This is a genomic window from Paenibacillus ihbetae (assembly GCF_002741055.1).
Classification (GTDB): Bacteria; Bacillota; Bacilli; order Paenibacillales; family Paenibacillaceae; genus Paenibacillus_AQ; species Paenibacillus_AQ ihbetae.
Genome location: NZ_CP016809.1, coordinates 3,799,302 through 3,820,899, shown reverse-complemented (window position 1 = coordinate 3,820,899; position 21,598 = coordinate 3,799,302). Strand labels below are relative to the sequence as shown.

The following is a 21,598-nucleotide window of genomic DNA, read 5'->3' as shown; positions in this document are numbered from 1 at the left end:
TTTGTACATTTCAACTGCTCTTTCGGGAATCCCGTCCACCTAGTATATGATAGGCTTACCGGGAATATTTATACAGCGGTACGAAGCATGTGCGGCGCAGATTGCCCTGCCGTTACAGGTAAGGCCCGGGATTCACCGGCGATCCGTTAACCCGTACTTCGAAGTGAAGATGCGGTCCGGTGCTTTGACCGGTCGAACCGACCTCGGCAATCTTCTGGCCTCTGGACACCTTGTCGCCCTCACTCACCATGATGCCGCCGTTGCGGATATGTCCGTACAGCGTCCATACACCGCCCCCATGATCAACAATAACACAGTTTCCGTAACCGCTCCACCATTCGGCCAGAATGACGGTGCCGCTCTCGGCTGCCCGGATCTCCGTTCCTTGCGGAGCAGCAAAGTCCTGACCGGTATGCATCTTGCCGACCTCTCCCGTTACCGGATGCACCCGCGGGCCATAGCCCGATGAGAGTCTTGCCCCCGATACCGGAAGCGCAAACGGACCTCCGTTGCCGGTAAATCCGCCTCCCTTGCTTCCGCCAAGCTTGGTCGCCTTCGCCCGTTTCGCCGCCGCTGCCGCCGCCGCTTTCGCGGCAGCCGCTCTGCGTGCAGCCTCTTCAGCCGCCAGCTTGTTCTTCTCTTTCTGCAGATCCGAGCGCTTGCTGGCCAAGGCCACCAGCATCTGGTCCTGCTCCTTGGTCAAAATCTCCGCTTCCTCGATCTCTTGGTCATACTGGGCGAGAAGCACGCGCTTCTCTTTTTCTTTCTCGTTCAGTAGGCTCTTCCGATCCTCCATCTGTTCGTAAAGATCCTTGGCCGTTGCGTACTGGGTCTCGAGCTCTTTCTTCTTCTCGATGACAAGCAGCTTGTCCTGTTTATGCTGTACGAGCAAATCCTGGTCCTGATTGACGATCGTCTTTAAAGAATCCGCCCGCTCCAGGAAATCGCTGAAGCTTGTGGAGGAGAGCAGCACATCAAGATAGGATGGCTGCCCGTCCATATAAATCAGCCGGATGCGGGATTCCAGCAGCTTCTCGCGGGAAGCGATGCGCTCCTCGGCCGCTTCCAGCTCCTTCGTCGTCGTTCTCAGGTTATCCTCGGTTTCCTCGATCCTCATCGATATTCTCATCAGCTCGTTGCTGACGATGCTGATTTGTTCCATGACATATTTCAGGTTTTTGGTCGTCTTTTTCTTATAATGCTGCGCTTCCTTCTTCTCCTCGGCAGCCTTGCTCTTCTGGGCTCTGGCCTTCCGGACCTGCTCCTGCAGCACTTTCAGCTCACGGTCGACGTCAGCTGCGGTCTTCTTCTCAGCTTGTCCGTCAGAGGGTTGGATCATAACAGAGGCCAATAATAAGGCTGCTACTCCAGCGGCGATTTTCTTCAACGTTCGCTCCCCATCCTTTTACCTGATTTAGACTTTCAAAAACTTACGGATCGACATGGTACTGCCCCAGACTCCGATCGCAACGCCGAGCACAATGATGATTCCGCCGAGCCACAACCACAGGTCTCCAAGCGGGATCATGCTCTTGGCAAGCGTCATATCAGTCTGGGCGGCCGCATACAAGCGACCGTATCCGACAAACAACAGGGTTACCGTGACAATCGAGCCGACGAGGCCGATCAATGCCCCTTCAATGAAAAACGGCCAGCGAATGAAGCTGTTGGTCGCTCCGACCAGCTTCATAATGCCGATCTCGCGTCTGCGCGCCAGAATCGTAACACGGATCGTATTCGATATCAGGAACATCGACATCAGCCCCAGTCCGGCTACGAATACGAAGCCGATATTCCGGACCGTCCGCGTGATTTTGAACAATGTTTCCACCGTTCCTTCGCCGTACTTGACGCGCATGATCGGCTCTTCCGCGTATTTCTCGTTCAGCGCGCTAATCTTGTCGGCAACGAAGCCGACGGTCGTAGGCTCGATAACGGATATCTCAAACGCATCCGGCAGCGGGTTCTGGTCCTCTTCGCTGAAGCCCTCCAGCCATTCCGAGCCGAGGCTTTCCTCCAGCTCCTTCATCCCGTCTTCCTTGGATACGAATGTAACCTTGCTGACCTCCGGCATCGTTTCGATCTCGCTGCGGATCTTCTCCCGAAGCTCCTCGTCGACGTTCAGATTCAAGTAGGTGTTGATCTGCACATTACGATCTGCTTTATCGGCTAACGCGTTTACATTCATGACAAGCAGCATGAACACACCCAATATAAATAAAGACACCACGATGGAAGTTACCGATGCGACCGACATCCAGCCGTTGCGAAAGATACTCTTCGCCCCTTCCCGCAGGTGCCGCAAGAAGGTTCTAAAACTCATACCCGTATTCTCCTCTCAGCTGGTCGCGCACGATCTGTCCGCGTTCGATGGCAAGCACGCGCTTGCGCATGGTGTTGACGATTTCCTTGTTATGTGTGGCCATGACAATCGTTGTGCCGCGGAAGTTGATCTCGTCCAGCAGCTGCATAATTTCCCAGGATGTCTCCGGATCCAGGTTCCCGGTAGGCTCGTCCGCAATAATGACCGATGGATTATTCACGATCGCCCGTGCGATTGCAATCCGCTGCTGCTCGCCGCCGGAGAGCTGGGAAGGCTCGCGGTTCGCCTTGGCCTTCAGCCCGACAAGCTCCAGCACCTCCATCACCCGTTTCTTGATGATGCGCTGCGGCGCTTCGATGACTTCCATGGCAAAAGCTACATTTTCGTAAGCAGTCAGCTTCGGCAGCAGGCGGTAATCCTGGAAAACAACCCCGATATTGCGCCGAACATAGGGAATTTTGCGCTGCTTCAGCTTCCCGATATTGAATCCATTCACGGAAATTTGTCCCTTGGTAGGTACTTCTTCTCTATAAATAAGCTTCATGAATGTCGATTTTCCCGCACCGGACGGTCCGACGACATAGACAAATTCATTACGGTTGATCTTAACCGACACGCCTTGAAGCGCATGGGCGCCGTTCGGGTAAGTCTTCCATACATCTTGCATCTCAATCACGCAGAATCACTTCCCAATCCATAATTAGCCTTTATAAATTCGACAGTTTCCATTGAATTCCTTTAAAATTCATGAAAAATCCTCAGAACACCACCTATTGTAACAAATTTGTTACCTTTTGAGTACCCGAAAGTTTATCAACCTCGTGACATATACATGAAGAAGCGCATGAACGTCGGCCAATACGAAGTAAAAAGGGTGGTTTTGCATGAAAAAAATTCATCTTGGTCTCATCATTGTCAGCTGTTTCGTGCTGATCCTCTCCGTAGGATTCGGCATGCTGACCCTGTACGTCAATCAGAAGGAGCTTCCGGAGGGGGTTGTCGTGTCCGGATGGGATGTCGGCGGCAGGCCCGCCGATGAGGTGCTGGCCGAGCTCGATCAGCGGCTGGCTGCCATGGCCGGCATGAAGGTCAAGCTGCAGGCTGCCATGCTGAAGGGGAGGACGGAGACCTTCACGCTGAAGGAGGCTGGGGTTCAATATGATGCGGAATCGTTCCGGGAAGCTGTTACCAAGCTCCATGATAACGCCGGCACCTTGTGGGAGCAGGTGTGGTACAGGCATAACTTTCGGTCAGAATGGGAGATTTCCGCCACGTGGAACCGGGACCTGCTGAAGAAGCGGCTTAATGAGGAATGGGAAAAGGAGCGATTCGGAGAGCCCGTCAATGCCGTCCGGAGCATTTCCGAGGATGACATCGTCAGATACATGCCGGAGAAGACGGCTTACCGCATCGATTGGGCCATGTTATATGATCGGCTGGGGGCAGCGCTGCCAAGCGACCTGTCGGCGGCCGGGAAGCAGGCGGACACCGAGCTGGTCCTGGAATTGCCTTTAAACCTTGAGAAGCCCCCCGTAACGCTCGAGTCGCTGCAGTCGGAAGGCATAGCGCGCAAGATTGTCGAGTTCTCAACAAGCCTTGGGGCCAGCGGGCCCGGAAGGGTTCATAACGTAACCGCCGCGGCCAAGGCGGTGGACGGCATGATCTTGAAGCCGGGCGATGAATTCAATTATGCCCACGTCATCGATACCGCCAAGAAAGAATACGGCTTCAAGGAAGCTCCTGTTATCGTAAACGGCAAGCTTGTGCCAGGGATTGGAGGCGGCATCTGCCAGGTATCGAGCACCGTATATCACGCCGCTCTCTTGATCGGGCTTGACATCACCGAGCGCCGGAATCACTCTCTGCCGGTCAGCTATATGCCGAAGGGGCAGGATGCAACCTTTGCCGAAGGGGCGATTAACTTCCGGTTCCGCAACAGCACGGGGAAGCATCTGCTCATTCTCTCGGAAGTGTCGGACGAAACGCTTACTGTCAAATTGTTCGGAACTTTTCCTAAAGATACCGTCTATGAGCTCGAGTCCTCCACGATCGAAACGCTGCCATCGCCGGAAAAGGTCATTCACAACAAAGCGCTCCCGCCAGGCTTCAAGCAGGTCATTCAGCAGGGCAAGCCCGGCTATGTGGTCGAAACATACCGGACCAAAAAGGTGAACGGCAAGCTTGTGGAACGCGTTAAAATATCCACGGATACGTACCGCGCGCAAGACAGCATCGTTGCCATCAATCCGACCCATGACGGCGGGATGCCGATACCGAACGAAACGCCTAAGAAGGAGGTGGTCGAGGACGGAATTACGGCCGCACCATGACATGCTGAACTAGCTTCACGCGATATACGGGACACTTCTGTACGTGCGAAGGGATTATGGAGGACATGAAAAAAGAACTGCCCCACAGTAGAAAAATCTACTAAGGGGCAGTTCCCTGCGTATGATATCAGCATGCCAACCTTGCCGGCTTAAAATCTGTGCGCCGTTCCGATCTCCGCTTCCGGATCCCGGCTCAGCTCATCCCGGAACTCGACCTGCCGCACCTTGCATCCCTTGCCGAGGATAACCCGATTGCCGCGAACCATATCGGCTTCAACGTATTCCAAATCCAGAACGTCTCCCTCAATCACCCGGGCCTCCAGCCTCGGCCCGCTTAAAGAGAACGACAGCATCTCCCACAGCCGCTTGCCCTTCCGGCGCACCGTTATCCGGTCGCCGATAACCTCCAGGGCCTTGCAGCGGCCGAATAGGCGGATATCTCCGTTACCGAGGTGCAGCCGGCCGCTGATGTTAAAGCTTCCTCTTAGCTCTGCCCATTCGCTCCGAACATCGCCATGTCCGCGGAGATTGCCGCTTAAGGTGAGCCGTTCGGATTCCGAATCGCCATGAATGCTGCAGTGACCCCCGATCTCGATGAAACGGCTGCGCAGCTGATCCTTCAGGTTCAAGTTGCCGGCCACATTTAAGCTTTCCGCCTCAACGGCCCCATGAACGGTGCCGGATCCGTTCACGCGAAGCTTCTGCGTCATCAACGATCCGTTCACGTTCACATTCCCGTTCGCAACCAAGTCGACGCATTCGATATCGCCGTTGATTTGACCCGAGCCGTCGATGCGGACTTTACCGTACCGGCCGCCCGTTGCATTCCCGGTGCCTGCAATTTTCAGATCGGACAGCTTCTCTTCATAGGGTATCATGGTAGTCCTCCTCCAATATAATACATAGGGTGAAATCACCTTATTTGTCGTTATAGTCGTTTATTATAAATCGTCTAATGGTATCTTCATTCTATCGTTATATTAGAAATTCAACCCTTGTCGGCGGAATCCTCCACCGGATCACAAAAGGAGCATCAGCTATACGCTGATGAGCTCCGTTCTCTTAGCAGATTATCACAACAGCATCCGTCGCTAAACCGCCTGATGGCTGAATCTTTTCTCGGTCTTGAGACCGAGGCGTAAAAGAATGGCTGGGAAATTTTACAGCGGAAGCCTGCTAAATTATGATATGATCCCTTATGTAAACGCATTAGCTATTTCTGATCCTGATGATGAAAGGGGATACATACCATGGCTCTGATTCAATGTCATTTCTTCTCCGAAGTGCTTGGGCTCAGCACGTCCATGACCGTCATCTTGCCGCAGCAGACCTCCGCTCAGATCGGCATGACCAATACGGCGGGCAATGGCCTGCACCCAACGCTGTACCTTCTGCACGGCTTGTCCGATGATGATTCGATCTGGCTTCGTCGCACCTCCATCGAGCGCTACGTGGCCTCTATGGGATTAGCGGTCGTCATGCCGCAGGTACACCGCAGCTTCTACACCGACATGGAGCACGGCGGCAAATACTGGACCTTCATCAGCGAGGAGCTGCCGGCTCTCGCCCGCTCCTTCTTCCCGTTATCCCATGCCAGGGAGGATAACTTTGTCGCCGGCCTGTCGATGGGCGGCTACGGTGCGTTCAAGCTCGGACTGCGCTGCCCGGATCGGTTCGCGGCGGCTGCCAGCCTGTCCGGTGCGCTTGATATGGTTAGCCGGATCGGCCCTGCCGAAGACCGGCTCTATGACAACAGGCTCATCTACGGGGACCGCGACATCTCCGGAACGGACGACGACTTGCTGCATTTGGTGCGCAAGGTGGACACCGGCGATGGTCCGAAGCCGATGCTGTACCAGTGCTGCGGAACCGAGGACTTCCTGTATGAGGATAACCAGTCCTTCCGCCAGGTCTGCGAGCAGACCTCGCTGGACTACACCTATCAGGAAGGGCCGGGCGGTCATGATTGGGGCTACTGGGATACCCATATTCAAAATGTGTTGAAGTGGCTCCCTCTGAACAAGCAAAACCAGTAAAAAAAGATGCACTCCTGAGCGAGGGCCGCTGCGGCTGCAGCCGGCGCTTTCGCCCCATGAGTGCATTTTTTTCGTTATTGCATGTATTCAGCTGATTGGATTACTCCACATTGCCTTGCCGAAGGGCAAGCCATTCCTCGGTCGCCTGCAGCAGCTTCACGCTGCGCTCGATCGCATCCTTCACCTGAGCGGTTGCCGTGCCGCCGTATACGTTCCGGGCGTTAACCACCGTCTCGGGCTGCAGAACGCCGTAAATGCTGTCATCGAACAGCTCCGAGAACTGACGGAATTCCTCCAGCGTCAGGTCCAGCAAATATTTGTTATTCTGGATGCAGTACAGCACCGTTTTACCGATCACCTCATGCGCCTGCCGGAACGGCAAGCCCTTGCCGACCAAGAAATCCGCGATATCCGTCGCATTCGAGAAGTCCGTATTTACCGCTTCGCGCATGCGCCCCTTGTTGACCTTCATCGTGGCAATCATCGGCGCGAACAGCTGCAGCGCGCCTTCCAGCGTGGCGACCGTATCGAACATGCCTTCCTTGTCCTCCTGCATGTCCTTGTTGTAAGCAAGCGGAAGCGACTTCAGCACGGTGAGCAGGCCCATCAGATTACCGTATACGCGTCCGGTTTTGCCGCGAACCAGCTCCGGCACGTCCGGATTCTTCTTCTGTGGCATAATGCTGCTGCCGGTGCAGAATGCATCGTCAAGCTCAATGAAATTAAACTCCGTGCTGCTCCACAGCACCAGCTCTTCGCTTAAGCGGGACAGATGCATCATGATGATCGAGGCGTCCGCCAAAAATTCGAGAATGAAGTCGCGATCGCTGACCGCATCCAAGCTGTTTTCGTACACGCCGTCGAAGCCGAGCTGCTCGGCGACAAAGTGGCGGTCGATCGGGAATGTCGTGCCGGCAAGCGCTCCCGCGCCCAACGGCAAGATATTGATCCGTTTGTAGCTGTCGATCAAACGGTCGATATCGCGCTGGAACATCGATACGTACGCCATCAGATGATGGGCGAACAGAATCGGCTGCGCCCTCTGCAGATGCGTATAGCCCGGAATGATCGTATCCAGATTGTCCTTGGCCTGTCCGATCAGCGCCGTCTGCAGCTCATGCAGCATACCGGTCAGTGCAACGACACGGTTGCGCAGGTACAGATGCATATCCGTCGCTACCTGATCGTTCCGGCTCCGTCCGGTATGGAGTTTCCCCCCGACCGGCCCGACTTCCTCGATGAGGTTTTTCTCGATATTCATATGAATGTCCTCGTCGGATACCGAGAACTCGATGCTTCCTTCGCGGATGCGCTCAAGCACCTTGTTCAAGCCGGCTTTGATCGTCTCCACATCCTCGGCTGGCACGATGCCGCACTTGCCCAGCATGGATACATGCGCCAGACTGCCTTGGATGTCCTCCTCCGCCAGCTGCTTGTCAAAGCCGATGGAAGCCGTGTACTCCTCCACCAGCGCGTTGGTCTGCTTCGTAAAACGTCCGCCCCATAACTTGCTCACAACACTTGCCCCTCTCTGTTTGAAGGCAGAGGGCCGTTTCCCGCCGGGGATCGCAGCAAGAACACCTGCTAATAGGCTGCTCTTCTGCGCGAGTCCCAAGCATGAAAACGGCCTTCAGCCCCTTCATTACTTGCATAGCTTGCATGGCTTACAATCCTTATCTTGCTTGCATTTTATAAAATGAACGATTGAACTGGATGGCTTACTGATTCTGGTTCACGCCTGCCGCTACTTTCAGGCGCAGGGCGTTCAAGCGGATGAAGCCGGTGGCATCGCCTTGATCGTAGGCTTGCGTCGGATCGGCCTCCATCGTAGCGATGTCCGGATTGTACAGGCTCACCGGACTCTTCACGCCGGCTCCGATCACATTGCCCTTGTACAGCTTCACGCGCACCGTGCCGGTGACGTTCTTCTGGCTTTCCGTTACCAGAGCCTGCAGCGCCAATCGCTCCGGCGCAAACCAGAAGCCGTTGTACACGAGCGTGCTGTAACGGGTGATCAGGCTGTCGCGCAGGTTCATCACTTCGCGGTCCATGGTAATGGACTCCATTTTGCGATGGGCGGTGAACAGAATCGTTCCGCCCGGCGTCTCGTATACGCCGCGGCTCTTCATGCCGACGAAGCGGTTCTCCACCATATCGACACGGCCGATGCCGTGCTTGCCGCCAAGCTCGTTGAGCTTCTCCATCACCTGCAGCGGGCTCATCGCCTCTCCATTAAGAGCGACGACATTGCCCTGCTTGAATTCGAGCTCCAGGTATTCCGCCTCATCCGGCGCATCCTCAGGCGACACGCTGAGCAGATACATGTCCTTGCTTGCTTCCGCGCTTGCGTCGTACCAAGGATCTTCCAGCACGCCGCTCTCATAGCTGATATGAAGCAGGTTGCGGTCCATCGAGTACGATTTCGCCGCCGAAGCCGTGACCGGAATGCCGTGTGCTTCCGCATAAGCGATCATCTCGGCACGTCCCGGGAAGGAGTTCCGGAACTCCTCGAGGCGCCATGGCGCAATCACTTCAATATCAGGAGCGAGTCCGGCTACGCCAAGCTCGAAGCGCACCTGGTCGTTACCCTTGCCCGTTGCTCCGTGAGCGATCGCCGTAGCGCCTTCCGCGCGTGCGATCTCCACCATGCGCTTGGCGATAAGCGGACGCGCGATGCTTGTGCCGAGCAGGTATTGCCCTTCATACATCGCTCCCGCTTGGAACATCGGGAAGATGAAATCTTTAGCGAACTCGTCGCGCAGATCGTCGATGTATACTTTGGAGGCGCCGGTAGCGAGCGCTTTTTCCTCCAGGCCGTCCAGCTCTTCTTTCTGGCCGATATCCGCCGTGAACGCAATGATCTCAGCGTCATACGTTTCCTTAAGCCACTTGAGGATAACGGACGTATCCAGACCGCCGGAATATGCCAATACGATTTTTTGCTTTGCCATGGTTAAACTCCCTCTCCTTGTAACTAACAAATCCTATTCTTGCGTCTTTCCAAAAGCTAGACCGACAAACGGGCCAAACTTCGTATTTTATGATTCGATGCCGTTTAATTATATCATTCGCTTCGCGATCCAAAGACGGCAATTCGATCAACTTCAATTATGCCATTAATGCGACCATTAACGCCTTTTGCGCATGCAGCCGGTTTTCGGCCTGATCGAAAATGACGGAGTTCGCGCCGTCGATCACGCCTTCGCTAACCTCTTCGCCCCGATGCGCCGGCAAACAGTGCAGGAACAAGTAATCCGGCTTCGCCGCCTTGACCAGCTCCTCGTTCACCTGAAAATCCGCAAAAGCAGCCTCCCGTTCGGCTTGCTCCTCTTCAAAGCCCATGCTCGCCCATACATCGGTATAGATGACATCGGCATCCTTGGCAGCTTCGATCGGATCATGCGTGATCGTGATTTTTCCACCGGTTTGCGCCGCAATCTCTTCGCTCAGCTTCACAATGCCTTCATCCGGCATATAACCCTCAGGGCTCGCTACCGCCACATGCATCCCCATCTTGGCTCCGCCGATCAGCAGGGAATGCGCCATATTGTTGCCGTCCCCGATAAAGGCCATTTTCAGCCCCTTCAGCTTGCCCTTATGCTCCAGCACCGTCTGCAGGTCAGCCAGCACCTGGCAAGGATGCGCCATGTCGCTCAAGCCGTTGATCACCGGAATGGATGCGTGCTTCGCGAGGTTAATGACATTGTCGTGCCCGAAGGTACGGATCATGATGCCATCGAGATAACGGGACATGACCTGCGCCGTATCGCTGATCGGCTCCCCGCGTCCGAGCTGAATATCGTTCTTGCTCAAGAAGAGCGCATGGCCGCCCAATTGGAACATGCCGACCTCGAAGGAGACCCGGGTCCGTGTCGAAGATTTCTCGAAAATAAGTCCGAGCGTCTTCCCCTTTAACGGCTGATACACCTCTCCGTTCTTCTGCTTACGCTTAAGCTCGATCGCCGAGTCCAGCAAAAACTGGATCTCCTCGGTGGAGTACTCGTCCAATTCGATCATATCCCGGCCTTTCAAGCTGATTTCCTGTAGTTGTCCGCTTGCGGTCATACCCCTTGTCCTCCTTGCTGTTTGCTGTATTTTTCTATTGTATCATGACTTTCTATGCTTGGTTAACCGCCGTATGGGCATGAATGATATTGATAAGGATCGACACCGCCTGATCGATTTCCTCCCGTGTGACAAGCAAATTCGGAAGGAGGCGGATCACACTCGGACCTGCGGTCACGAACAGCAGTCCGCGGCGCTGTCCTTCCAGCACCAGCTCGCCGACCGGCTCCGCGCATTCGATGCCGATCAGAAGGCCTTTACCTCTAATGCTTTTCACAAAAGGATTTCCCGCAAGCTTCTCTTGCAGCTGAGCCGTCAAATATTCGCCCGCTTCCGCTGCGCGTTGAGGCACGTTGTCCTCCAGCATCGTCTCGATCGTAGCGGCTACCACCGCGCTTGCCAGCGGCGTTCCGCCGAAGGTCGATCCATGGCTGCCTGCCGTAAAGGCATCGCGCAAGTAGCCCTTTCCGAGCATCGCGCCGACCGGGAAGCCGGAGCCAAGCCCTTTGGCTACCGTGAAAATATCGGGCTCGATGCCGTAATGCTCATGCGCGAACAGCTTGCCGGTCCGGCCCATGCCGGTCTGCACCTCGTCAACGATGAGCAGCAGCCCATGCTGCTTGCACAGCTCCGTAACAGCCTGGAGGAATTCCGGCTCGACCGGATGCACGCCGCCTTCGGCCTGCACCATCTCGATCATGATGGCCGCGGTGTTGTCGTTAATCGCCGCTTCCAGCGCCGGCAGGTCATGCAGCGGAACGCTCAGGAAGCCGGCAGGGAGCGGAAGGAAGCCTTCCTTCACCTTGTCTTGTCCCGTAGCGGTCAGCGTGGCCAGCGTCCGGCCGTGGAAAGACTGCGTAAAGGTAATGATCTCATAACGGCCGGTGCCCTTCACCTTCTGGTGATAGCGGCGAGCCAGCTTGATCGCGGCTTCGTTCGCCTCCGCTCCGCTGTTGCAGAAGAAGACGGCATCCGCGCAGGTGTTTGCGGTCAGCAGCGCTGCTGCTTTTTCCTGTCCCGGAATATGAAACAGATTCGAGACATGCCACAGCTCATCCAGCTGGGCCTTCAGCTTCTCCTTGACCTTAACCGGGGCATGCCCGAGATTGGTTACCGCCAGCCCGGCCATAAAGTCCAAATATTTATTGCCTTGGTCGTCCCACAACCAGCTGCCTTCCCCCTTGACGAGGCTAAGCGGGTATCTCGCATAAGTCTGAAACAATGAGCTCCCCTTGCCTTCCGCTGCCGCATTAGCCGCTGCGCTTCCGCTTCCTTGTGCATCTTTCCCCATGACCTGTTACACTCCTTTACTTATGAATTGAAGAGGTGGTTCAAAAAGACGCCTTTTGATCACGAAGTGAATCAAGAAGTAATTCGGCATCGAATCAAAGGAGCCTAACGTAAACCCCGTTCTATGATTGTGATTCTTCAGCTATCCGTACGGTATTGACGGCTACATCCGTACAATGCGCGTTCCGAGCACTTCGCCCGCGACTACGCGGCTGAGCACATTCGGCTCGCTGCCGTCGACAATGACGACCTCGCGCACCTTGCCGTGAATGCAGGCAATGGCTGCCCTGACCTTCGGAATCATGCCGCCGTAGATTTCACCCGTTCCGATCATATCCTCGATTTCCTGTACCGTAACGGTCGGCAGCACCCGCTTCTCGCCGCCCGCACTCTTCATGATGCCGGGCACGTCGGTTACGACGATCATCCGGGCTACGCCGAGATGAGATGCGACAGCGCCTGCTGCCGTATCCGCGTTAATGTTGTAGCGCTGCCCTGACGCATCGACGCCGATCGGTGCTACAACAGGCATGTAGCCCATCTCCATCACGCCGTTAAGGATGGAGGACTTCACATGCGTGACATCGCCAACCCAGCCGACCTCTGCGCTGTTCGCAACCGGCCGGGCTTCAATCAGGCCGCCGTCGGAACCGGACAGACCGAGGGCAGACCCGCCGACGCTCTGAATCCGGCGGACGATCTGTTTGTTGATCGTGCCGGCCAGCACCATCTCCACCACATCCAGCACGTCCTCTGTCGTCTTGCGCAGACCGTTCACGAACTCGGTCTCGATCCCCAGCTTCTCCAGGTTTCCGGAGATCGCCGGCCCGCCGCCATGCACAATGACCGGCTGGACCCCCTTCTCCTGCAATCCCTTCAAATCTTCAAAGAAGCTGTCCGGCAGAGCGGCCAGCGTGCTGCCGCCGCACTTCATCACAAACATGTCTCCGCCCGCCTTATTGCCGGGCATGGTCTCCTCCTGGTTCAACGTGCTGTTCACATCCGTCTCCTCCCGTCACTGCTTGAAGTATTATGTGCGGTAAGCCGCATTGATTCGTACATAGTCATAGGTTAAGTCGCATCCCCAGGCGGTGGCTGATCCACTGCCAGTATGGAGCTTCACTTCGATATTCACTGTATCTCCCTGAAGATAGGCAAGTGCGGCATCCTCGTCAAAAGCCACCGGCCTTGACTGCTCCAGCACCGAAATCGGCCCGAGCTTAATATCGACCGTCTCGGGATTCACCGGCCGGCCGGCCCGGCCTACGGCTGCAATGATACGTCCCCAGTTGGCATCGGCGCCGAACACGGCCGATTTGACCAGGCTGGAGCCGATAATCGTCTTCGCGATGGCCTGGGCGTCCTCGTCGGTCTCCGCTCCGTCGACATGGACCTCGATCAAATGCGTTGCCCCTTCGCCGTCCCGGGCAATCGCCATCGCGAGCATCCGGCACACATATTGAAAGCCGGAAGCAAAAGCTTCCCAATCGGGGTGCGCCGGCGACAGCTCATCATGCCCGGCCAGACCGCTTGCCATGGCAACCAGCATATCGTTCGTGCTCGTGTCCCCATCGACGGTAATCATATTAAAGGTCAAATCGGTCGTCTGGCGGAGCAGCTGCTGCAGCGCTGCATGCCCGATGACCGCATCGGTGGTGACGAAGCCGAGCATGGTTGCCATGTTCGGATGAATCATGCCGGAGCCTTTCGCCGAACCGGCTATCGTTACGTTTGCCCCGCCGACCGAAACGGTTACGCAGGCTTCTTTTTTCACCAAATCCGTTGTCAGGATCGCCTGGTTAAAGGCTTCCGCTCCGTCGCGCTCGCCGCTCAGACGACCCGGAAGACCCTCGATGCCCGCAATCACGCGGTCCATCTTGAGCAGCTCGCCGATGACGCCTGTGGACGCCACCGCAACGTCGCTCTCCTCCACGCCAAACTCAGCGGCCGCCCTTGCACGCATCGTATATGCATCCTCTTCACCTTGCTTGCCTGTACACGCATTGGCATTCCCGCTGTTGACCACAATGGCGCGGAGCCTGCCGTCTTCAAGGCTTTCCCGCGTCACCTTCAGCGGAGCCGCTTGAAATACATTCGTCGTGTAGACAGCTGCCGCAACAGCCGGCACCTCGCATACGATGGCGCCCAGATCGTGGCGGTCGGTCTTCTTCAGTCCGCAGTGGAGACCGGCTGCCTTGAAGCCTTTCGGCGTCACGATGCTGCCTTCCTCCAAAATCGCAAATAAGTTATCTCCCATGTCCGTCTCCCCCGTCTGTTACGGATACACTGGCGTAAACGTAAGACCGAGGCTTTCCTCCCATCCCATCATCAGGTTCAAATTCTGGATTGCCTGCCCGGCCGCGCCCTTCACGACGTTGTCAATGACCGATATGACGGTCAACCGGTTCGTTCGGGCATCCACCACAAAGCCGATGTCGCAATAATTGGAGCCGCTAACCTCTTTGGTCGCCGGCCATACTCCGTTATCCCGAACGCGAACAAAACGGCGATCCTTATAATACTCGCGATACAATTCGATGAAGTCCTCTTCGGTATACGATCCCTTGAGCGCTGCATACATCGTGCTCATGATGCCGCGCGTCATCGGTACGAGATGAGTCGTAAAGGTGACGGTAACAGACTCTCCCGATACTTGGCTGAGCACCTGCTCGATCTCCGGGATATGCTGATGCTTGTTGACCTTGTAGGCCTTGAAGTTTTCATTGATTTCCGCAAAATGCGTCATGAGGCTCGTTCCCCGTCCCGCCCCGGATACGCCGGACTTCGCATCGATGATCAAGCTGGCCGGATCAATCCAGCCGGCGCTAATCGCCGGAATCAGTCCAAGGAGCGTAGCGGTCGGGTAGCAGCCGGGATTCGAAATGAAATCGACGCCCTTCACGTCCTCTCCGAATACCTCGCACAAGCCGTATACGGCTTTTTCAAGAAGCTCGGACGAAGGGGCCGGATGCTTATACCACTGCTCGTACGCAGCACCGTCCTTCAGCCTGAAATCGCCCGAGAGGTCGATAACCTTCAGTCCTGCCGCAAGCAGCTCCGGAACGAGCTTGGCGCTTACGCCGGAAGGGGTTGCCGTGAACACAAGATCCGCAGCCTGCGCAATCTCCGCAGGATCGACGCCATCCAGATTCTTCGCAACAATATTCGTCAGATGCGGGAAGCCATCCGATATCGGGACCCCGCTGCTCGATGATGAAATCACCGAGGCAATCTCGATGTAAGGGTGCGCCTGCAGCAATCGGATCAGCTCCACGCCTCCATAACCGGTGGATCCTACAATGGCAACTCTCAGCTTGTTGTCTGTCATTTCTTCATCCCTCTCCCATGGAACATCCGATAGACCGCAGATGGAAAGGCGCCTGCTTGTTCGTAAGCGTCCCTGATCGAGCGGTCTTATGCACGGTTGCATGATTCCAAATCCATTATCCGTCTCATAAATATGTATTATTATACGACTCTATTCATATAAATACAATGGATTCTCATAAATTGGCTGGAAATGGGTTCATCTTCCGCTCTTATGAGTCGGATGCCGGCTCATATTCTTCTTTTAATATCGAGAATACTTTAAGGTTCCAATGCCGCTCCTTCACCTTCATCGCTTGGCGCAGCGTCCCCTCATAACGCATGCCGATCTTCTCCATGACGCGCTGGGAGGCGATATTGTCCTCGAAGCAGCGGGCCTGGATCCGAATCAGTTCCATTTCCTCAAAGCCAAGCTTCACAAGCGCGGAAGCGGCTTCGGTCATGATCCCCCGGCCCCAATATTCCCGAGCAAGCACATAGCCGATTTCCGCGCTCTGGTGCTCAGGTCTCCACCATACGAAATCGACCGTGCCAATCAGCCTGCCGTTCTCTTTCAGTTCTATTCCCCAGGGTGCGATATCGTGCTTGGCATATTGGGCTAATATGTATTGAATAAATCGCTTGCTGTCCTCAATCGAGCGGTGAGTTTCCCATGTTACGTATGGGGTCACCTCATCATCTGAGGCATAGGCGTACATATCCTCCGCATCGCGCATGGATATTCTCCGCAAGCGCAGACGATCGGTTTCTAGTTCCGGCAAGTTTGTATAGATCCGTTCAATCCCCATCCTTCATAGCCCCCTCCAAGATATTAGTTTCCATTATAGGCGCTTCCCCGGAAAAAGGAAGAAGAAATTCCCTGTCGTTAAGCCAAGCATCTTTCGTCTGCAACGCCCATAAATAGAACCTCCCGCTAACAGATGCCGGCTCAAGGAAACAAGCGAAGTCCATAAAAAAAAGAACGGCGCCTATGCACCGTTCTTACGTAAGATTATATGCTTTATGTCCTAATATTCCGAAATCCTTCTCCCAGCACCTCATGTGCATTATGGATAATGACAAACGCATCTGGATCCACCGATTGGACCACCGTTTTTAGCCGGGGAATCTCGCTTTGCCCTACGACAACCATCAGAACGGTCCGGTGTTCGCCGGTATATCCGCCCTCGGCCGTCAGCTTGGTCAAACCCCGGTCGAGATCCTCCAAAATCGCCTTCGTAATCGGCTCCGTATGATCGGAGATAATGTAAGCGACCTTGGTGAAGCTGAAGCCGAGTTCGATCGTATCAATCACCTTGCCCGTCACATACAAACCGATTAAGGCATACAGCGCTTGCTCCAATGACAACACCATAGCTGCCGAAGAAATAACGATCGCATCCAGAATGACGATGCATAAGGAAAAGGCAAGACCGCTGTATTTATGCAGCAGCTGCGCGACAATGCTGAGTCCCCCTGTCGAACCGCGGCCGCGGTAGACGAGCCCCATGCCGACGCCGACGCCGATCCCTCCATAGATGGAGGCGAGCAGCGGATTGGAAAGCGGAATCACCCAGTCCTTGGTCAAAAACACGAATAGCGGCAGCACCACGCTTCCCAGCAGAGAGCGGACGCCATATTCGCGGCCGATCAGCCCGAAGGCAAGAAACAGCAGCGGGATATTGAGCGCCCACTGCGTGAAAGCCGGTTCAATGCCAATCCATGCTTGGACAAGGACGGATAGCCCGGACACGCCCCCCGAGGCAATGTGGTTCGGCAGGAAAAACAGATTGAACGCCAGCGCCATAATGAAGGAGCCGGCGATAATAAAGATCGTATCGACGGTCTGCCGGAGCGGGCCGTTAATCGGAATGATAGGCTCCCGCCTTCTCTTGCTGGCGGATGGTTTACGAACGGACTGCGCCATGTTCTTCAAATCTCTCCTCGAATCCTATTCCACTTCCTGTTTGATTTGACTGCGCAAATATCCGTCGATAAAAGCATCCAGGTCGCCATCCATCACGGCGCCCACGTTCCCGGTCTCCACCTGGGTCCGATGGTCCTTCACCATGCTGTATGGATGGAACACGTACGAGCGGATCTGGCTGCCCCAGGCGATGTCGGACTGCTCACCGCGGATTTCAGCCAGCTCCTTTTGCTGCTCCTCGATCTTGCGCTCATAGAGCTTGGAGCGGAGCATGGTCATCGCGCGCTCCCGGTTCTTGATCTGCGAGCGCTCGTTCTGGCACGTAACGACGACGCCGGTCGGAATATGCGTGATCCGTACGGCCGAATCGGTCGTGTTAATGTGCTGGCCGCCCGCGCCGCTGGCACGGTACGTATCGATCTTCAAATCCTCAGTCCGGATTTCGACCTCAACATCATCCGTAATCTCCGGTACGACATCGCAGGATACGAATGACGTATGCCGGCGTCCCGAGGAATCGAAAGGCGAGATGCGCACGAGTCGGTGCACGCCTTTTTCCGCCTTCAGATAGCCGTATGCATTAAAGCCTTTAATCAATAGCGTTACGCTCTTGATGCCTGCCTCATCACCCGGCTGGTAGTCCAGCGTCTCCACCTTGAAGCCGCGTTTCTCGGCCCAGCGGGTGTACATCCGGTGCAGCATCTGGCCCCAGTCCTGCGACTCGGTGCCGCCCGCGCCGGGATGCAGCTCGAGGATGGCATTCATTTTGTCATAAGGCTGATTCAGCAGCAGCTGGAGCTCAAACGCCTCCACGCGTCCGACCAGTTCCTTAATGGTATCCCCGATCTCGCCGGCGAGGGAATCGTCTCCCTCTTCATCCGCCAGCTCGATCATCACCACAGCATCGTCATAGTCCTGCTGCAGCTTCTGGTAAGAATCCACGGCGGATTTGACCGCGTTCATCTCCGCAATAATGCCCTGAGCCTTCTCATTGTCGTCCCAAAAATCCGGAGCCGCCATCTTCTCTTCAAAATTCTCGATTAACTCCTGCTTGAGATCTAAGTCAAAGAGACCCCCTAAGATTGGTTAGTTTCTTGCTGATTTCACGCAGGTCCTGCTTTACGCTTGGATCGATCATAAGTCCTCGTCCTTTCTGTCTTTGCATCTTATCTTCTTCTAGTATACCCTCTCCGCCCGGGAAATCGTTCCATTTGGAGGATAAATTTAGCTGTTGCTTGCCGAACTTCTCGACTAAGCAAACGCCTTTTCGCTCGATTCCTTCAGCAGCCGTCTCGTTACGGATACATGGGCGGTCTCGTTATGGGAGCATGTGCCGTGCCCTCAACCGGGATGTCGATATGTTCAGATAAACTCCCTTAATCGCTGCCGGGGCTTTGGAGTCATGGCCTTAGCCACCACCCCGACTGCCCATGCAGCTCTTAAGGGAGTTCAATGAATGCCGGTCCATCGACACGACCGACCGGCATGATATGCGGTTACCATTCTTTAAGATTGACTATACCGGGATGTTGGACAAGTACGTAAAATGTTCCTACGATCACTGTTGCTCTCGGATTTCTTGATCAAATGAATTCATAGGTTGAAATCCGATCACAAAGGCGACCGCTGCCGCTTCTTCGAAATCATTTTACTCCCTTGTCCTACTACCCGCTCTTTAATTCGTCCTATATCGAATGTTATGCGTTCTGTCCATGGCAGTGCTTGAACTTCTTGCCGCTGCCGCATGGGCAAGGATCGTTGCGGCCGATCTGTTCACCGACCTGAACCGGACGCTTCTCGGCAGGCTCGCTGCTGCTGTTCGTGGATACCTTGTTCTCGTCCACTACCGCTTGGCGCTCCTGGTTCGTGGCGATTTGAGCTTTCATGATATACGTGGCGACTTCCTCTTGGATCGTCGCAATCATGGCGTTAAACATCTCAAAGCCCTCGAATTGGTATTCGCGAAGCGGATCGGTACCGCCGTAAGCACGGAGGTGGATACCCTGACGCAGTTGATCCATTGCGTCGATATGATCCATCCACTTGCTGTCTACCGCACGGAGCACGATAACCTTCTCGAACTCGCGCACCATTTCCGGACCGATCGCCTGCTCGCGCTCGTCATACTTCTGCATGACACGCTCGAAGAGGTAATCGGTGATCTCTTGGGCTTCCTTGCCCCAGAGATCCTCGCGCGTAACCGCGCCTTCGTCCAGCAGCTTGCTGTTGATGTAATCGGCAACGTCCTGCAAATCCCAGTTCTCCGGAATATCGTCGCTGCAGTGAGCTTCAACTACACGCTCGATGACCGGCTTGATCATATCAACAACGATCTGTTTGATATCCTCGGACTCCAGAATCTCCCGGCGCTGCTTGTAAATGATTTCGCGCTGTTGGTTCATCACGTCGTCATACTGGAGTACGACCTTACGCATATCGAAGTTATTGCCTTCTACCCGCTTCTGCGCGGATTCGACCGCACGGGTGATCATCTTGCTCTCGATCGGCTGATCTTCTTCAAAGCCAAGGCGTTCCATCATGTTCAGCACGTTGTCCGTACCGAAACGCTTCATCAGCTCATCGCCCAGGGACAGATAGAACTGCGTAGAACCCGGGTCGCCCTGACGGCCGGCACGACCGCGCAGCTGGTTATCGATCCGGCGCGATTCATGGCGCTCGGTACCGATAATATGCAGACCGCCGATCTCTTGCACGCCATCACCCAGCAAAATATCGGTACCGCGACCCGCCATGTTGGTGGCGATCGTAACGGCTCCAGGCTGGCCTGCGCGCGAGATAATCTCAGCTTCCTCCGCATGGTATTTCGCGTTCAGCACTTTATGCTGAACCCCTTTGCGCTTCAGCATTTCGGACAGGCGCTCGGAGTTCTCGATCGAAACGGTACCCACGAGCACCGGCTGATTTTTCTTATGGCGCTCGACGATCTCGTTCACGACCGCTCTGAACTTGCCTTCCTCACTCTTGTATACTACGTCCGGCATATCAATCCGCTGGTTCGGCCGGTTCGTCGGAATTTGCAGCACTTCAAGACCGTAGATCTTCTTGAACTCCTCTTCCTCTGTCTTCGCCGTACCGGTCATGCCCGCCAGCTTGCGGTACATCCGGAAGTAGTTCTGGAAGGTGATGGTCGCGAGGGTCATGCTCTCGTTCTGTACCTCGATGCCTTCCTTCGCTTCGATCGCCTGGTGCAGACCGTCGCTATAACGGCGTCCGGCCATCAGGCGGCCCGTAAACTCGTCGACGATAACCACTTCATCGTCCGTCACGACGTAGTCAACGTCACGGCGCATGATGACATTGGCCTTCAGTGCCTGCACAATATGGTGGTTCAACGTGACATGGTTATGGTCGTACAGGTTGTCGATACCGAAGATACGCTCTGCGGTAGCCACCCCTTTTTCCGTAAGGGATACGGATTTGACCTTGATGTCCACCGTGTAGTCTTCTTCCGGAACGAGACGCTTCACGAACCGGTCAGCTGCATAGTACAGCTCGGTGGATTTCTGAGCCTGCCCCGAAATAATCAGCGGCGTACGCGCTTCGTCGATCAGGATGGAGTCCACTTCGTCAATGATACAGAAGTACAGCGGACGCTGAACCATCTGTTCCTTGTACAGCACCATGTTGTCCCGCAAGTAATCGAAACCGAACTCATTGTTCGTTCCGTAAGTAATGTCGCAGGCGTAAGCATGCTGTTTCTCCGGGTGCTCCATGCCGCTCAGGTTGAGCCCGACGGTCATGCCCAGGAAATTATATATCTGCCCCATCTCTTCGCTGTCACGCTGCGCCAGGTAATCATTGACGGTAACCACGTGAACTCCTTTGCCAAGCAGGGCATTCAAGTATACCGGCAGGGTACCTACAAGGGTCTTACCTTCACCGGTCTTCATTTCTGCAATTTTACCTTCGTGGAGGGCCATCCCGCCGACCAGCTGCACGTCGTAATGACGCTTGCCGAGCACCCGTTTGGAAGCCTCGCGGACTGTCGCAAACGCTTCAGGAAGCAACTCCTCAGGCGTCTCACCTTTCTCGATCCGCGCACGGAACTCTTCGGTTTTCGCTTTAAGCTGCTCGTCTGAGAGCGCCTCAAATTCCGGTTCCATTTTGTTGATTACATCGACCGTCTTCATGAGACGTTTGACATCACGTTCATTGGTGTCGCCGAAAATCTTTTTGACAAGTCCTAGCATGGTTAACCCCTTTCGTGCAAAACAAGTGATAGAATCAACTTCATTAAATGCCAAAGGGTTAAATGATGAAATCGATTCATTGATTCCTTATGATGGTCCCATTCCTGGCA

17 protein-coding genes are annotated in these 21,598 nt (G+C 55.1%); 2 read left to right on the top strand and 15 right to left on the bottom strand.

Translation table 11 applies throughout. The features are described from left to right. Nucleotides 1–112 precede the first annotated feature (112 nt). The 3 genes from BBD41_RS16880 to ftsE are packed head-to-tail and all read right to left on the bottom strand — an operon-like array spanning nucleotide 113 to nucleotide 2,999. Nucleotides 113–1,387, bottom strand: a complete 1,275-nt coding sequence (locus tag BBD41_RS16880) for a murein hydrolase activator EnvC family protein (protein WP_099478278.1) — start codon at nucleotides 1,385–1,387, stop codon at nucleotides 113–115. Between the two features lie 27 nt (nucleotides 1,388–1,414). Continuing rightward, on the bottom strand, nucleotides 1,415–2,323 hold the full coding sequence (ftsX, locus tag BBD41_RS16875) for a permease-like cell division protein FtsX (protein WP_099478277.1): 909 nt from the start codon (nucleotides 2,321–2,323) through the stop codon (nucleotides 1,415–1,417). Beyond that, nucleotides 2,313–2,999 (bottom strand): cell division ATP-binding protein FtsE, encoded by a 687-nt coding sequence (gene ftsE / locus BBD41_RS16870; RefSeq protein WP_007132274.1) that lies wholly within the window; start codon nucleotides 2,997–2,999, stop codon nucleotides 2,313–2,315. Before ftsE ends, ftsX begins: the two co-directional genes overlap by 11 nt. A gap of 208 nt (nucleotides 3,000–3,207) precedes the next feature. On the opposite strand from ftsE, the gene BBD41_RS16865 reads away from it, so the two are divergent. Continuing rightward, complete coding sequence (locus BBD41_RS16865) at nucleotides 3,208–4,653, top strand: VanW family protein (RefSeq protein ID WP_099478276.1); 1,446 nt, start codon at nucleotides 3,208–3,210, stop codon at nucleotides 4,651–4,653. 149 nt (nucleotides 4,654–4,802) lie between these two features. Here the strand turns inward: BBD41_RS16865 and BBD41_RS16860 are convergent, their stop codons facing one another. Further along, nucleotides 4,803–5,531 carry a polymer-forming cytoskeletal protein gene (locus tag BBD41_RS16860; protein WP_099478275.1) on the bottom strand — a complete coding sequence of 243 codons (729 nt, stop codon included), beginning with the start codon at nucleotides 5,529–5,531 and terminating at the stop codon, nucleotides 4,803–4,805. Nucleotides 5,532–5,903: 372 nt separating this feature from the next. Here BBD41_RS16860 and BBD41_RS16855 point away from each other — a divergent pair, with 372 nt between their 5' ends. Beyond that, nucleotides 5,904–6,689, top strand: a complete 786-nt coding sequence (locus tag BBD41_RS16855) for an alpha/beta hydrolase (RefSeq protein WP_099478274.1) — start codon at nucleotides 5,904–5,906, stop codon at nucleotides 6,687–6,689. A 100-nt stretch (nucleotides 6,690–6,789) separates the two neighbouring features. On the opposite strand, the gene argH is transcribed toward BBD41_RS16855, so the two are convergent. The 11 genes from argH to secA form a co-directional block, all read right to left on the bottom strand. Continuing rightward, on the bottom strand, nucleotides 6,790–8,205 hold the full coding sequence (gene argH / locus BBD41_RS16850; protein WP_099478273.1) for an argininosuccinate lyase: 1,416 nt from the start codon (nucleotides 8,203–8,205) through the stop codon (nucleotides 6,790–6,792). Nucleotides 8,206–8,407: 202 nt separating this feature from the next. Further along, nucleotides 8,408–9,640: an argininosuccinate synthase gene (locus BBD41_RS16845; protein WP_099478272.1), complete on the bottom strand. Its 1,233-nt coding sequence runs from the start codon at nucleotides 9,638–9,640 to the stop codon at nucleotides 8,408–8,410. Nucleotides 9,641–9,797: 157 nt separating this feature from the next. Continuing rightward, nucleotides 9,798–10,754, bottom strand: a complete 957-nt coding sequence (gene argF, locus BBD41_RS16840) for an ornithine carbamoyltransferase (protein ID WP_077568393.1) — start codon at nucleotides 10,752–10,754, stop codon at nucleotides 9,798–9,800. 52 nt (nucleotides 10,755–10,806) lie between these two features. Then, nucleotides 10,807–12,045: an acetylornithine transaminase gene (locus tag BBD41_RS16835; RefSeq protein WP_099478271.1), complete on the bottom strand. Its 1,239-nt coding sequence runs from the start codon at nucleotides 12,043–12,045 to the stop codon at nucleotides 10,807–10,809. A 162-nt stretch (nucleotides 12,046–12,207) separates the two neighbouring features. After that, nucleotides 12,208–13,014 carry an acetylglutamate kinase gene (gene argB / locus BBD41_RS16830; RefSeq protein ID WP_189636131.1) on the bottom strand — a complete coding sequence of 269 codons (807 nt, stop codon included), beginning with the start codon at nucleotides 13,012–13,014 and terminating at the stop codon, nucleotides 12,208–12,210. A 60-nt stretch (nucleotides 13,015–13,074) separates the two neighbouring features. Beyond that, nucleotides 13,075–14,301 carry a bifunctional glutamate N-acetyltransferase/amino-acid acetyltransferase ArgJ gene (gene argJ, locus BBD41_RS16825; protein ID WP_099478270.1) on the bottom strand — a complete coding sequence of 409 codons (1,227 nt, stop codon included), beginning with the start codon at nucleotides 14,299–14,301 and terminating at the stop codon, nucleotides 13,075–13,077. An 18-nt stretch (nucleotides 14,302–14,319) separates the two neighbouring features. Beyond that, nucleotides 14,320–15,372, bottom strand: a complete 1,053-nt coding sequence (argC, locus tag BBD41_RS16820; protein WP_099478269.1) for an N-acetyl-gamma-glutamyl-phosphate reductase — start codon at nucleotides 15,370–15,372, stop codon at nucleotides 14,320–14,322. 211 nt (nucleotides 15,373–15,583) lie between these two features. Beyond that, the gene (locus tag BBD41_RS16815) at nucleotides 15,584–16,159 is read right to left on the bottom strand and encodes a GNAT family N-acetyltransferase (protein WP_099478268.1); all 576 of its coding nucleotides are present in this window, start codon (nucleotides 16,157–16,159) and stop codon (nucleotides 15,584–15,586) included. 212 nt (nucleotides 16,160–16,371) lie between these two features. Further along, entirely contained in the window at nucleotides 16,372–17,277 is a 906-nt protein-coding gene (locus tag BBD41_RS16810) for a YitT family protein (RefSeq protein ID WP_077568399.1), read from the bottom strand. Nucleotides 17,278–17,301: 24 nt separating this feature from the next. Beyond that, a protein-coding gene (gene prfB, locus BBD41_RS16805) for a peptide chain release factor 2 (RefSeq protein WP_099480668.1) occupies nucleotides 17,302–18,415 on the bottom strand; the annotation gives its coding sequence in 2 pieces (ribosomal slippage) (nucleotides 17,302–18,342 and nucleotides 18,344–18,415; 1,113 coding nt in all). A gap of 559 nt (nucleotides 18,416–18,974) precedes the next feature. Next, the gene (gene secA / locus BBD41_RS16800; protein ID WP_028406883.1) at nucleotides 18,975–21,488 is read right to left on the bottom strand and encodes a preprotein translocase subunit SecA; all 2,514 of its coding nucleotides are present in this window, start codon (nucleotides 21,486–21,488) and stop codon (nucleotides 18,975–18,977) included. Nucleotides 21,489–21,598 lie beyond the last annotated feature (110 nt).

Bases quoted from the DNA above. Each gene is read 5' to 3' on its own strand.
- ftsX (WP_099478277.1), bottom strand. From the start codon at position 2,323: ATGAGTTTTAGAACCTTCTTGCGGCACCTGCGGGAAGGGGCGAAGAGT.
- BBD41_RS16865 (WP_099478276.1), top strand. From the start codon at position 3,208: ATGAAAAAAATTCATCTTGGTCTCATCATTGTCAGCTGTTTCGTGCTG.
- BBD41_RS16860 (WP_099478275.1), bottom strand. From the start codon at position 5,531: ATGATACCCTATGAAGAGAAGCTGTCCGATCTGAAAATTGCAGGCACC.
- BBD41_RS16855 (WP_099478274.1), top strand. From the start codon at position 5,904: ATGGCTCTGATTCAATGTCATTTCTTCTCCGAAGTGCTTGGGCTCAGC.
- BBD41_RS16845 (WP_099478272.1), bottom strand. From the start codon at position 9,640: ATGGCAAAGCAAAAAATCGTATTGGCATATTCCGGCGGTCTGGATACG.
- argF (WP_077568393.1), bottom strand. From the start codon at position 10,754: ATGACCGCAAGCGGACAACTACAGGAAATCAGCTTGAAAGGCCGGGAT.
- BBD41_RS16835 (WP_099478271.1), bottom strand. From the start codon at position 12,045: ATGGGGAAAGATGCACAAGGAAGCGGAAGCGCAGCGGCTAATGCGGCA.
- argB (WP_189636131.1), bottom strand. From the start codon at position 13,014: ATGCCCGGCAATAAGGCGGGCGGAGACATGTTTGTGATGAAGTGCGGC.
- argJ (WP_099478270.1), bottom strand. From the start codon at position 14,301: ATGGGAGATAACTTATTTGCGATTTTGGAGGAAGGCAGCATCGTGACG.
- argC (WP_099478269.1), bottom strand. From the start codon at position 15,372: ATGACAGACAACAAGCTGAGAGTTGCCATTGTAGGATCCACCGGTTAT.
- BBD41_RS16815 (WP_099478268.1), bottom strand. From the start codon at position 16,159: ATGGGGATTGAACGGATCTATACAAACTTGCCGGAACTAGAAACCGAT.
- BBD41_RS16810 (WP_077568399.1), bottom strand. From the start codon at position 17,277: ATGGCGCAGTCCGTTCGTAAACCATCCGCCAGCAAGAGAAGGCGGGAG.
- secA (WP_028406883.1), bottom strand. From the start codon at position 21,488: ATGCTAGGACTTGTCAAAAAGATTTTCGGCGACACCAATGAACGTGAT.